The organism is Leptolyngbya sp. Cla-17 (assembly GCF_016807185.1).
Lineage (GTDB): Bacteria > Cyanobacteriota > Cyanobacteriia > Leptolyngbyales > Leptolyngbyaceae > ULC077BIN1.
The window spans coordinates 157,871-169,415 of sequence record NZ_JAEVYN010000004.1 but is presented as its reverse complement, the minus strand read 5'-3'; the positions used below and the strand labels follow the sequence as shown (position 1 = coordinate 169,415).

Genomic DNA, 11,545 nt, shown 5'->3' with positions numbered 1-11,545 from the left:
ATTCTAGGGAGTTGAACCTTGGCAGTAACGAAGAGGGTAATCAGCAAGTTCATGGAACCATACGGAGAAATTATGGGAGCATCTGGATCGGTCTGTCATAATCCTATAACCCTTGTTGGGATTAGATTTGACGATCATTTAAGACAGCTTGATTTATGACAAGGCATGGGGAATATGACAGATCAAAGGCTCAGAAGTTCTCGGAGGGAGGGTTCAAGTTCAGTGCTGATGGGGCGATCGCCCGATTCAATCTTGGCAATCAAGCTTTGATGCACCCCTAAGGTGCCAGCAAGTTTTGCCTGCGTCCATCCTTTTGTCTTTCGAGCCTCCTTAATCTGTGATCCAGTTAACGGAGCAAGAGGTTCGGACTTCATTCGCTTGGTCTGCCGCTTTCGAGAAGCATTCAAGGGTGCCATGCGGTCAGGAATGGGATTAGGGGGCTTAATGATTAACCGTTGCTCTAGCCACTGCTCAATCCATCCTCTAGGCTTCTTAATTTTGGTGTCTAGTTCTAACCAATCTGGGAAAGGCATGACGTAGAAACCCGCAGCTTGATCAACTTCATCAGGCTGCCAACCCAAGCTCTCTAGGAGTCCCAGAGCATGATGCCAGCGGTTGAATAAACTACGCGCTTTTTCGCTACTCTGGCGAGCTTCCTGAATCACCGTTGTTGGTAGAACAGCTTCCAGCAGCGTCTTCACCCGATACTCATAGGGATTTCGATCTCTGGCACGAATTCGCACGTCTAGGGTCAGATGAATCGCTAATCTGAGCGTTAGTTCATCATGGTAGGGGTCTAGCTTCAGGATATTTAGAGCTAGATAACCAAACTGATACAGGGCTTCCTTTGCCTTGCTTCCGGCTTGGTTTAGAAAATGAGCAGTCCATAAGCCAGGACGGACGGTGATGAAAACTTCATCTGGCTCATCGATTCTGCCTGTTGTCCAGTCAAACTGTCCGTGGGGATCAATCAACAGTTCCCACATGCGACCGATGGGCGTACTGGCATCCACCTGATTTTTGCCCCGACCTTCAACCCAGACGGCTTTCACGAGCAAGCAGGAGAGCGCATAGGCAATACTGGCAACTTCATTCCGTTTGGTAGGCAAGCTTGTACTGTGGTTCTTGTCCCAACCAAATTCTTCAATAATATCGCTGGCTTTGAGGGTAAACGTGCTTTCCCAGGGAAGCGCTTGCCTCATCGCGTGAGCAGCCAAAATGAATTGCAATTTAACGGTATTAAAACCAAATTTATTAATGATTTGCTCTGCTGCTTCCCAAGGAAGTACTTCAATATCTCCAGGGGTTGTAATGTAATGTTCTAAATAATTACTCTGATTGTTTTTTGAGTGATATCGAAAGTGAGCAATGCCTGAATCATCAGGTTTCCATAGTGCAGTATTAAGCTGTGCAGAAATGCTGCTGACGATGGGTAAACCAGTGGGAATTGCCGCAACAGAATCAATTTTAGACGGAGTCCTCTCAGTGGATGGAACTGGTTTTTTCTCACTATTTGGGTGAACTCCCAACAGCCTCTCTAAGCCTGCTAAAGGATAGTTTGGTAAATCAAGATCTTGAACGATTAAGTGGGCAATACTTTCGGCATAGGACTTTTCCAGAAAGTTAATTCTGTTACTGATGAAGATCGATTCTTTCTCGAATAAACAGCGATTTAATTCAAGATAAAATTCTTCTTGAGTCAGGGATGTCAAAGCTGCCTCACCGACCTCTGCCTTCATATCCTCCACAGCCCAAGCAATCAAGTTTGACCAAATATCCTTAGCGCTTTTATCCCAAAGCGCGTTTCTCTCGAAAAACTCTTTGATTAAGCTGCGGATTTGCTGAAGAACGTCTTGATTCAGGTTTGTTTTTAACTGCAAAGAGCCTGAGTTTGTATCTTGTTCAACTTCAATCGAGGGCAGAGTTTTCCCAGAAACTTTTTTAGTCGTGGGCTGGGCTTGCGTTGTCAACCTGTCTTTGTAAGCAGTGATCAAGTACTGGGAAATCTCTATCGTGACCCGTTCCAGTAAGCTTGACTTACTCTGAAGGTACTGAATGGTTGCCTCAATTTGCTGAGGATTCAGGTTGTCCCTGGCTGCTTGGATGAGGTGGCTTTCGTTAGTAGGGGTGGAAGGCTCGCCTTCACTGACAGATTCCCGGTGGCTAAAGAGAGTAAAGGTAGGCTCTTCGGTAACTAGCTCGACTTGAGCAGCAATCTGAATATCCCCCTGCTGGAAATCAGGATGGACAGGGATTTGAGTTTTAGACTGCTTCAGCTTGCGATTGCCCATGTCTATAACGTTTCTCTCCAGATGCTAACCCCTTTGCCGGAGTTGCCTTAAAGTTTGGCATAGCATACCTCAATTTAACACCGCCGATTCAAAGAGATGGCATGATGACAGTGGCAACTTACAGCAAGGATTGCAGGAGCGATCTCAATTTACTGTTTATTCTTTCTCCTGCCTTGCTGGGTCTGCAAATAAATCAAGCTGTTCCGCTTCCTGGGACGCTAAGGTTTGCTCGACTTCGGCAGCGACGATTTCAATTTCCTCCTCAAGTGCTTCGATCGTCGGCAAATTGCTCTGAAACTGAGTGGGTAAAGGCGTTCCCATGTGATAAGTCGAAATTCCGATCGGCTTATGAACATCGCGCAGGGCGTACTCGGCGACCGTTTTGCTCTTAGTGCGACAGAGAATAACGCCGATTGTTGGGTTATCGTCAGCACCACGCAAGAGATCATCTACGGCTGAAACGTAGAAGTTCATCTTGCCAGAAAACTCCGGCTCAAATTCGACCACCTTGAGGTCAATCACTACGAAACAGTGCAGGCGGAAATGATAGAACAACAGGTCAATTCTGTAATCCTTACCATCCACAACAAGAGGGTACTGACTGCCGACAAAGGAAAAGCCAACGCCCAGTTCCAGCAGAAATTCTCGGATGTGTTTGATCAGGGCACTTTCCAGTTCCCGCTCCAGCGCTTCTTTGCCCAAACTGAGGAAGTCGAATGAGTACGGATTTTTAACGACCTGCTGCGCAAGTTCAGATTGAGGGTCAGGTAGAACACGGCTAAAGTTGGTGATTGCACTGCCTTGGCGACGATAAAGGTGGCTATCCATCTGGTGGATCAAGATATTACGGCTCCAGCCATACTGGATTGTCTGCTGGATATACCACATGCGTTCTTCCGAGGTTTTCACCGCGTCCAAGATCCGCACATTATGACCCCAGGGAATTAGTGCAACAACCTGTTGCACTATTGTCTCGTCCGGGTAAGCCTCCGCAAAAGCCCGCATGTAGTTGAGGTTGCGGGCTGAAAACCCTTTGATGTCAGGAAACGCATTGCGGAGGTCAGTTGCCAGTCGGTTGATGACTTTTGATCCCCAGCCTTGCTGCTGCTGTCGATACAGAATCTCGTTGCCAATCTGCCAGTAGAGCAGAACCAGTTCCCGGTTGACTGCCAAGGCTGCTCGCACCTGAGCATTGCGGATGCGCTCCTTTAGCTCCCGCAAGAACTCGTCATAGCCTAACTTCAAGTACCTTTCATCCATTTCAAAATTGGTTCTCTATATCATCTCTGTACTATACCGAGCTATGTAACAGATTCTTCTGGACAACAAGATCACAGGTATAAATTGGTCTTAATCAACTCAAACAACTAGATATTTAAATTCCAGTCGTAAAACTGGACAGGGCGAAGTTCTTCTCTAAATGGACTACTGAGAGTAAAAAAGGACATTCCAGCCCGAGCATGGACGGAATGTCGGAAACTGGCTGAAATAACCATAATCAGCCAAGTCCATTATGGAAATCTATCAACGCATCGAGAAATTCTGGTCAAGTTGCATCCGGTGTTTAGTCGTGAAGCCCCGTTTGAATGGTTTTTGCTGTTGGTTTGGGGCGTTCTATTGACGACTCAACCGCCCACTGTGGACAGTTATCCCTCTTAAATCACTTCGGCAAGAGTAAGTTTAGTCAAAAATAATGAAATTCCTACACAGCTTAAATCCCAGCATATAGAACCTATTTGGGATCTTGGATGAGAGGGTAGAATTAGGAATAAATGCCCTATTCAAGTAGCTTAACCGACGCAGAATGGGAGATTATCGGGCCCCTGTTGCCTCAAAAGAAGCAAACCAGACCCCCGGTTTGGACAAAGCGGCACATTTTAGATGGGATCTTGTATCAACTTAAGAATGGGTGTAATTGGGGCGACTTACCCAAAGACCTGCCGCCCTACTCCACCGTATTTTGGCACTACAAGCAGTGGCGCTCAGCAGGAGTGCTAGAGCAGATCAGAGATGCTTTACACGTTCAGGTTTGAGTACAAGTCAAAAAAAACAATCTGGACGATGCTGCTTCTGATTGACTCACAAGCGGTGAAAAACACCTGTAGCGCCAGTGTGAAATCGAAAGGGTTTTGTTTCTACAAATCAACCAATGGCATCAAACGGCATCTTGCTGTAGATACTCTGGGATTCCCGTTCTTCATCCATTGCACCAAAGCCAGTGTATCCGACGACCAGGGACTAATTGAAATGTTCTCAAAGCACATTGATTACTTTCAAACCAGACTGGGCGATCTGCCCAAACTGACGATTCTGGTGGATAACGGGTATCATCCAGCAATGCTGACAACGGCGCTAGAGCAGATGTATCCTGACATTATGACCAAAATTCGATTTGAGTTAGCTCCAAAACCGACCAAGACTCAAAAGCAGGAGCAAGGGAAAACCGGATTTGTTGTGGTAGCTACTCGATGGGTTGTTGAACGCTCCAACGCTTGGATCGAACGTTGTAAAAGTCTAGTGAAGAACTTTGAGAGAACCCTGGACAATGCCACAGCGAAGGTGAATCTTTGCTTCATCCGACTGATGCTCAAACGGCTTGCGGTCAATTAGATATCAAACGGGTTCTATACAGCTTATTTCCGATATTTCAAAGTGTTCGATAACGGAGTGTATATCTAGACACCCGGCGGTGAAAGGATTTGGGCATTTAGAATTGATTTTACTTTCCCTAGAGTGACACATGAGGGCTATGCTGCGCCAAGAAGAAATGTGGTTTTGGTTTCTCTGGCGTTGTCATCATACTTACTTCTAGTCTTGATCCATCACCCTGATAATTTACAGCAGATGTAAGCAAGATTTTACCAAAATTGACCATCCGAAACGGCTTCATAAGTTGAAAATCGCTGTAAAGTATTTCTAGGAAATGACGAAAGAGTAAAAAAAGACACGGAGCGCTAAAATTCCTATCCTTGTTGCAAGCGGACAAGGCAATACGGAATTCTCCTTTTGGAACGTACTTCCGCTTTATCCCTGGAGCGGCAAGCCACAGGAAATTGACCCTTAGCGATTAAAGTTAGAAAAACGTTTTTCTAACTGCTATTTGTACTCCTTGTTTAGTCCTTAAGTCGGTGAAAGCGAATCGCTAAAAGTGGAAGTAGTAGTCAGCAATGTTTCAGTAAAAAATGGCAAAAATCCCTGTCAAAGAAGGCTTTGAATAATGAAACCACCGATCGTAATTTGGGTCGCCTCCAATGCTGGAGGTGTTGGAAAAACTACTCTGTCGATACATTTGGGATATCGATTAGCTCAACGCAAGGTCAAAACCTTGCTGATTGATCTTGACACTAACGGCTCTCTTGCTAAATTTGTCGGGCTGGAAGACCCAATTGGAGCGGAGGAGAGTAGTGCTGCTATCTTCTCTAGGAAATTTGAGGGGCACTATCCTGTGGTCGTTCCACAGTGGAAGCAGTCAAACGAGAAATTCGGATTGTGCTTGGGTGGAGACGTCATGGTATCTGTGGGACTTGATCTGCCAAGCCGGACTGGTAGAGAGTATGTTCTGCAACGAGCATTTAGAAAGTTTCCACCGGATGCTGACGTCATTTTGCTTGACTCCCCAGCCTCGCTGGATGTTCTAAGTTATTGTGCTCTAGCAGCCTCAACTCATATTTTGATCCCCAGCCCAATGAGTGTCAAAATCAGTGGAGTCAATTCTTTACTTCAAATGATTCGGAGTGAAATAGAGGAATTGAACCTTAATCCCCCACCTCAGATCCTTGGGAGCGTTCCCATGAAAGTTGAAAAAAGTGCGGATCAACATAGCTTTGTATGCGAAATCAATGACGTTTTCAGCGATCAAAAAGTTCACTGTTTTCCTCCAATTCGCCACAACAGACATTTTGAAAACGCTGCTAATAGGGGTATTGCGCCACTTTATATTTATCGCCCTGGAGAACCAGCGTGTAAAGATTTCGAGCCAATTGTCGATGCTATTGAAAATTTGACTAAGTAGGGAACCAGTTATGGCACAGAGACCAAGCGTCAGGGAATTTTTGAGCAGTAGTCAAAAGCTGAACAACCAGACTCAAGAACTCAAGGACCAAGTTGTTGCTTTGGAGTCTGAACGAACACAGCTACTTCAACAGCTAGAGAAGGCTGTCGGTAGTCAAGTTGTTGCAGAAGGAATTGAGGTTCCAATCGTTCAGATCCAGAGACGACCTTACAAGTCACGTCGAGAAAAAGACCCAATAGCTCACGCGGAGTTAGTGGACTCGATTCGTACCTATGGATTTCGTGGAGCAATTTGGGTTCAAAAACTTCCAGATGGTTCGCTTCGATTAATTGCTGGAGAATCACGCCTAGACGCGGCGATTGATGCGGGTTTAGAGATAGTCAAGGTTGATGTTATTGATACAGATGACGTTACAGCTGTTAAACTTTCCCGCATTGAAAACGTGCGTCGTCGAAATCTAAATGAGCTAGATGACACCAAAGAGTTACTTTACCTGCTGACACTCATGCTTCAAATGCAGGAGGAAGAAGTTATCAAGCTTCTACGGCAAATGAAAAATGCGACAGAAGGAAATGCAGCACTGATTGACCCGCAGCAAGAACAAATTATTCATCAAGCATTTGCTGAAGTTGCTCCTGATATTAGCTGGCAATCATTTGTCTCTGTACGCTTACGCCTACTCAATCTGCCAGAAGATGTAATGGTGGTCTACAACAGTGGAAAACTCAGTTATACAAAAGCGTTGGCGATCGCACAGGTAGAAAAAGAGGATTTTCGAGAGCAGCTTTTGGAGGCAAGTGTAAGCAATGGCTGGACGATCGACACGCTCACAACTCAAATTAAAGCCTTGAAATCGGGGTCTACACCACCAAAGCCAGCCAACCACCCGGTCATAGCTCGGTTAGAGAAGATGGAAGAGCAGATTCAAGGAATAAGTTCAAAAAAAGTCGTTAAAATGTCCGCCTATCAAAAACGGGAATTACTGACAGCGATCGAGCGTATGGAAAAAGCCCTACAGGGAAAAAAAGCTGAACTTCAGCAGTTTAGAAATGAAGAGTAGGTTATTTAAAGTGTTCGACTTTTGAATCCCTCGCGGGTTGATTCCTCGCCCCTTGTGGCGAAATGTAGATCGGGGCTTGCCCCCGGGGCAAGCCATTGATTGGGTTAGAGCAGAAAGCGATCGCTATTTGGTTTGATGTCGTCCAAGAAGTCCTTCATAAGAACCTTTTACTGACTGAAGCGAACGAGTGTATCAAGGAGATTCTAAACACAAAGCCCTCAATACAGCCTAATAATGGGAACGAGAAGAAAATCACTCGTATTTTGCAAAGCCTTAGTGGATTACCGTTGGAAGAAATAGATCATTCCTCCCCGGTGGAGTTGCGCTAGTCCCTACAACAGAAGTTAAAAGAAGTAGAAGTGGCTCTACAGCACACATTCCGCCCTTTAAGTGGCACACTCAAATATTTAACACTAAAAGCCTTGCTGGCAGAGGATACAAGATTTTTGGTTCAGAAGAACTATTTGAGCTTAATTGAGAATTATCCTGACTTATTGCAATAATCTTCTAGCCAGAGCTTCTGTGAAGTTGGAAGGGCGGAATGTGGGCTACAGGTAAATCGGTAGTCCGTTGCCAGAACTGTTGAAAAAATATTGTCGAGGTGCTACAGATCTCTCTTAACCTAGCGAAAATTTTGCTTTGGTGGCAGGTTGTAGTCTGACTAAAGGGGAGAAAGATAATCAAACTCCTTTAACTGCTCATTGACCTCCTTAAAATCAAAAGCTTCAGGACTAAACTTACGCCCGACCCACTCCTTTCGTTCTCGATATTCTCGATGACGTGGATTTTTCAGAATTTTCAGCAATGCTGCATACCCCCAACTGCCACCGTAGTCTTCCGGTGGACAGGCTCGTTTCCCCGCTAAACAAGTGGGATATGGCTGTTCAGACTGCATCGGCAGAATCTTTTCTACTGTAATTTGATGTACCCATTCATCTCCAAAATCATAGACATAAAAAACGTGCTGACTTTTGGGAGCCAGCGATCGCGCCTGCAAAAACTCATCTACCCGTAACTTCCTTAACTCAGCAGGTTGACTAGTCCTAATCAATCGCGTCGGTTCAGATTGCCCCGCGATTGACTGGAGCGGAATAATAATGGGATCAGGAATCGATTTCCGTCGGTTCATATAGCCTTTTCCTATTGAATGAGGTACGATTCTAGTAATGTTTAGTAGCCTAAATGAATCGGTAGTGATGAAAGCGTATTCTACAGACTTGCGCCAAAAAATCATTGACGTTTACAAAGACGAACCCATCTCTCAACGCCAACTAGCCAAGCGATTTAGCGTGGCAACCAGTTTCATTATCAAACTGCTTAAACAATACCGAGAAACGGGCAGCATTGAGCCAAAACCTCATGGAGGAGGTAAGCCCGCTCAACTGACGCTTGAGCATCATCAAGTGCTTGCCGAATTAGTCGAGGCTACCAATGATGCCACGCTTGCCCAGTTATCTGAGCAATTCGAGGCGAAAGTAGGAATGCGAGTAAGTCGTTCAACGATGGGACGAGCGGTGCAACGCTTAAAGCTCACCGTCAAAAAAAACCTTTCGAGCAACTGAACGAGACCAGGAGCAGGTGCAGCAGGCACGGGTTGAGTTTTGGCAAATGATTACTCAAGTCGAAGCCAAAGACCTAGTATTCATCGACGAAGCCGGAGTAAATCTAGCAATGGCAAGGCTCTATGCCAGAGCCCTTCAAGGACACCGCGCTTACAGTCATCGTCCACAGAACCGAGGAAAAAACCAAACCATCATTGGAGCGCTCACCCTTGATGGCATCATTGCGGCACTGACCTTTGAAGGGGGAACGGACGGACGGGCGTTTCAAACTTTTGTCCAACAGGTGTTAGTGCCAAACTTGTGGAAGGGAGCCTGTGTCGTTATGGATAACTTTAGTTCTCACAAAGTCGATGGCATTGCCCAAGCGATTGAAGCAGTGGGTGCAAAATTAGTCTATTTACCCTCCTACTCACCCGACTTTAATCCCATTGAGCAGTTTTGGTCAAAAGTCAAAGCAATCCTCCGCGCGATTGCTCCACGAACCAAACAAGCGTTAGACGAGGCGATGACTCAAGCGTTTGCTCAAGTGTCGCTTAAAGATATTCGTCATTGGTTTACTCATTGTTGCTACTGTACCTCACTCGACTGAGAACCGCTATAGACAAATTCGCAGAGAGTATGTGGTTTTGGGAGCATCCCGTGAATTTGAGCGATCGCCGATTCAACAGGTGTTCGGGGTGGGCAGTTCAAAATCTCATCTTGATGATATTCCGGATAATAACCATTATCTGGAATATGATGAGGCTCAGACAAAGTTAGGATTTCATGTCGCAGTCCTCTAGTTGCCCTTGACGACATACCTGCGCTAACGGGTGTTGCCGCAGGTAATTGTCTTTAGTAGTCAGGGGAAGGCGCTGAAAATCTGCGATCGTTTGAACAGCAGCCGGATCAATCCCTTGAGTGCACAGAAATGCTGCATAGGCAGGAACCATTAGACCTCTTGCGTGAATGTATGTAAGCAGCTAGAACTAGGTCAAGGAGGAGGATATTATGACCTACGAGCAACTTAGCCAACTTAAACCCGGAGCTTTCAAACGTCGATGTGGGGTTCACCTTGAAACGTTTGAGCAGATGGTAGCAATATTGCGTCCCGATCTTGACCGCAGGGGAAAACGGGGTGGACAGTGCAAATTAAGCGTAGAAGACCAATTGTTGGTCGTACTTGAATACTGGCGAGAATACCGGACACAGTTTCATATCGCCACCACGTGGGGGATGAGCGAGTCAGCCGTATGTCGATTGATTCAAAAGGTGGAAGGATTATTGACCAATTCAGACCAGTTTCGGCTACCCGGCAAAAAGCAACTCTACCAGAATGCCAGTACTTGGAGCGTAGTGGCAGTGGATGTGACTGAAAGCCCCATTGAGCGTCCCCAAAAAAACAGCGAGGCTACTACAGCGGCAAGAAAAAGCGGCATACCCTAAAAGCTCAAGTGGTAGTCAATCAAGCGACTGGACAGATTATCTGCACAGCCTTTGGCAAAGGGCAAGTCCATGACTTTCGCTTGTTCAAGCTCCATCGCCTGCCGATGCTGCCGGAGCAGTTGTGTTTAGCGGACAGAGGCTATCAGGGTATGGCAAAGCTACATCCCTGTAGTTGCACTCCAACCAAAAAGCCCCGTAAAGGCAAACTGAGCAAAGCCGAGCGGCAGCACAACCGCACTCTAGCCCGATTACGAGTGGTCGCTGAGCATGTGAATCGGAAGCTCAAGATTTTTCGGATTCTCGCTGAACGGTATCGAAATCGACGCAAGCGCTTCGGGTTGCGCTTCAACCTGATTGTGGCGATCATCAACTGTGAACTTTCGCTCTCTTCTTGATTCACGCAAGAGTTCTAGTGCAGCAGTTTGGTCAAACAAGTCCAGAACCGATTTCTCCCTCTGCTTGACTGTGCTGTTGCAATTTGGCTGCAAGCGTCGTGCTTAGAAAAGCCTGGAATGCTTCAAGAATGTGCTGCGATTGAAGGCGGTGCATCATAAAATCACCGCTTTTCTAGAATGCAAAAGAGCGCTTTAAGAAGGGGATCGAGGGTGCCTTGGTAGACGGTTTGGGCAACTGATCTTAGATGAAATCGCTGTGTAAATATCTGCTGAATTTCTTCTGGAGTAAACCGATACGGACCTTGCTCCCCTGGTTGCTGCTGGCTAAAGCATTTCAACAACAAGTATTTCTTTGGTTTCAACAGGTTCGCGACGGTCTGCACATAGTTGTCTCTGCGCTGTGGTAGCAGACCATGAAAGCAACCTCTATCCAAAATCAGGTCAAACGACCGATCAAGATGACTGTTAAGAATGTCATCTTGGCGGAACGATATTTCTAGCCCTTTCTCGGCTGCCTGACGAATGGCTGTTTCTGACAAATCTGTGGCAATTACCTGAAAGCCTCGCTCGGCTAACGCGATCGCCTGAGTTCCGGGTCCGGTTCCCAAATCCAGTAGGGTGCCACTGTTCAGATCAAGGACAATGAGAGCTTCCTCAACATCCGGATCTAAGTCTGGGTTGAACCAGGGCATGGTTTCAACGGATTTCTCCTGATAAAGCGCTTCCCAGTTTGGAAATTCTCGTGCCGTCATTGTTACTCTGTTAAAGATTTACAGCATTTGTCCATTTTAGCGATGTCC

11 protein-coding genes are annotated in these 11,545 nt (G+C 46.1%); 6 read left to right on the top strand and 5 right to left on the bottom strand.

The window, feature by feature from the left end:
• Positions 1-182 precede the first annotated feature (182 nt).
• Together JOY44_RS28215 and JOY44_RS28210 are read right to left on the bottom strand one after the other, a co-directional pair.
• Positions 183-2,291 carry a helix-turn-helix domain-containing protein gene (locus JOY44_RS28215; protein ID WP_242541929.1) on the bottom strand — a complete coding sequence of 703 codons (2,109 nt, stop codon included), beginning with the start codon at positions 2,289-2,291 and terminating at the stop codon, positions 183-185.
• Positions 2,292-2,447: 156 nt separating this feature from the next.
• On the bottom strand, positions 2,448-3,551 hold the full coding sequence (locus JOY44_RS28210) for a PDDEXK nuclease domain-containing protein (RefSeq protein WP_171576747.1): 1,104 nt from the start codon (positions 3,549-3,551) through the stop codon (positions 2,448-2,450).
• A gap of 512 nt (positions 3,552-4,063) precedes the next feature.
• Here JOY44_RS28210 and JOY44_RS28205 point away from each other — a divergent pair.
• From JOY44_RS28205 to JOY44_RS28190, 4 genes are all read left to right on the top strand, one after another.
• The gene (locus tag JOY44_RS28205; RefSeq protein WP_242541928.1) at positions 4,064-4,324 is read left to right on the top strand and encodes a transposase; all 261 of its coding nucleotides are present in this window, start codon (positions 4,064-4,066) and stop codon (positions 4,322-4,324) included.
• A 31-nt stretch (positions 4,325-4,355) separates the two neighbouring features.
• Positions 4,356-4,901 (top strand): transposase, encoded by a 546-nt coding sequence (locus JOY44_RS28200; RefSeq protein ID WP_171576761.1) that lies wholly within the window; start codon positions 4,356-4,358, stop codon positions 4,899-4,901.
• Positions 4,902-5,508: 607 nt separating this feature from the next.
• Positions 5,509-6,303, top strand: a complete 795-nt coding sequence (locus JOY44_RS28195; RefSeq protein ID WP_171576746.1) for a ParA family protein — start codon at positions 5,509-5,511, stop codon at positions 6,301-6,303.
• A 10-nt stretch (positions 6,304-6,313) separates the two neighbouring features.
• On the top strand, positions 6,314-7,363 hold the full coding sequence (locus JOY44_RS28190) for a ParB/RepB/Spo0J family partition protein (RefSeq protein WP_171576745.1): 1,050 nt from the start codon (positions 6,314-6,316) through the stop codon (positions 7,361-7,363).
• Positions 7,364-8,024: 661 nt separating this feature from the next.
• On the opposite strand, the gene JOY44_RS28185 is transcribed toward JOY44_RS28190, so the two are convergent.
• A complete protein-coding gene (locus tag JOY44_RS28185; RefSeq protein WP_242541927.1) occupies positions 8,025-8,492 on the bottom strand; it encodes a plasmid pRiA4b ORF-3 family protein in 468 nt (155 codons plus the stop codon).
• A 67-nt stretch (positions 8,493-8,559) separates the two neighbouring features.
• Here JOY44_RS28185 and JOY44_RS28180 point away from each other — a divergent pair.
• Positions 8,560-9,514, top strand: a protein-coding gene (locus JOY44_RS28180; RefSeq protein WP_197985745.1) for an IS630 family transposase whose coding sequence is annotated in 2 segments (ribosomal slippage) — positions 8,560-8,894 and positions 8,893-9,514 — 957 coding nt in all. Because the reading frame shifts where the segments join, the coding sequence is not laid out codon by codon here.
• Positions 9,515-9,680: 166 nt separating this feature from the next.
• Here JOY44_RS28180 and JOY44_RS28175 read toward each other — a convergent pair.
• A complete protein-coding gene (locus JOY44_RS28175; protein WP_171576742.1) occupies positions 9,681-9,857 on the bottom strand; it encodes a hypothetical protein in 177 nt (58 codons plus the stop codon).
• A gap of 58 nt (positions 9,858-9,915) precedes the next feature.
• Between JOY44_RS28175 and JOY44_RS28170 the strand changes: the two genes are divergently transcribed.
• A protein-coding gene (locus JOY44_RS28170; protein WP_415881144.1) for an IS5 family transposase occupies positions 9,916-10,745 on the top strand; the annotation gives its coding sequence in 2 pieces (ribosomal slippage) (positions 9,916-10,306 and positions 10,306-10,745; 831 coding nt in all).
• Positions 10,746-10,906: 161 nt separating this feature from the next.
• Here the strand turns inward: JOY44_RS28170 and JOY44_RS28165 are convergent.
• Entirely contained in the window at positions 10,907-11,497 is a 591-nt protein-coding gene (locus JOY44_RS28165; protein WP_171576741.1) for a class I SAM-dependent methyltransferase, read from the bottom strand.
• Between the last annotated feature and the right edge of the window lie 48 nt (positions 11,498-11,545).

Bases quoted from the DNA above. Each gene is read 5' to 3' on its own strand.
- JOY44_RS28215 (WP_242541929.1), bottom strand. From the start codon at position 2,291: ATGGGCAATCGCAAGCTGAAGCAGTCTAAAACTCAAATCCCTGTCCAT.
- JOY44_RS28210 (WP_171576747.1), bottom strand. From the start codon at position 3,551: ATGGATGAAAGGTACTTGAAGTTAGGCTATGACGAGTTCTTGCGGGAG.
- JOY44_RS28205 (WP_242541928.1), top strand. From the start codon at position 4,064: ATGCCCTATTCAAGTAGCTTAACCGACGCAGAATGGGAGATTATCGGG.
- JOY44_RS28195 (WP_171576746.1), top strand. From the start codon at position 5,509: ATGAAACCACCGATCGTAATTTGGGTCGCCTCCAATGCTGGAGGTGTT.
- JOY44_RS28190 (WP_171576745.1), top strand. From the start codon at position 6,314: ATGGCACAGAGACCAAGCGTCAGGGAATTTTTGAGCAGTAGTCAAAAG.
- JOY44_RS28185 (WP_242541927.1), bottom strand. From the start codon at position 8,492: ATGAACCGACGGAAATCGATTCCTGATCCCATTATTATTCCGCTCCAG.
- JOY44_RS28175 (WP_171576742.1), bottom strand. From the start codon at position 9,857: ATGGTTCCTGCCTATGCAGCATTTCTGTGCACTCAAGGGATTGATCCG.
- JOY44_RS28165 (WP_171576741.1), bottom strand. From the start codon at position 11,497: ATGACGGCACGAGAATTTCCAAACTGGGAAGCGCTTTATCAGGAGAAA.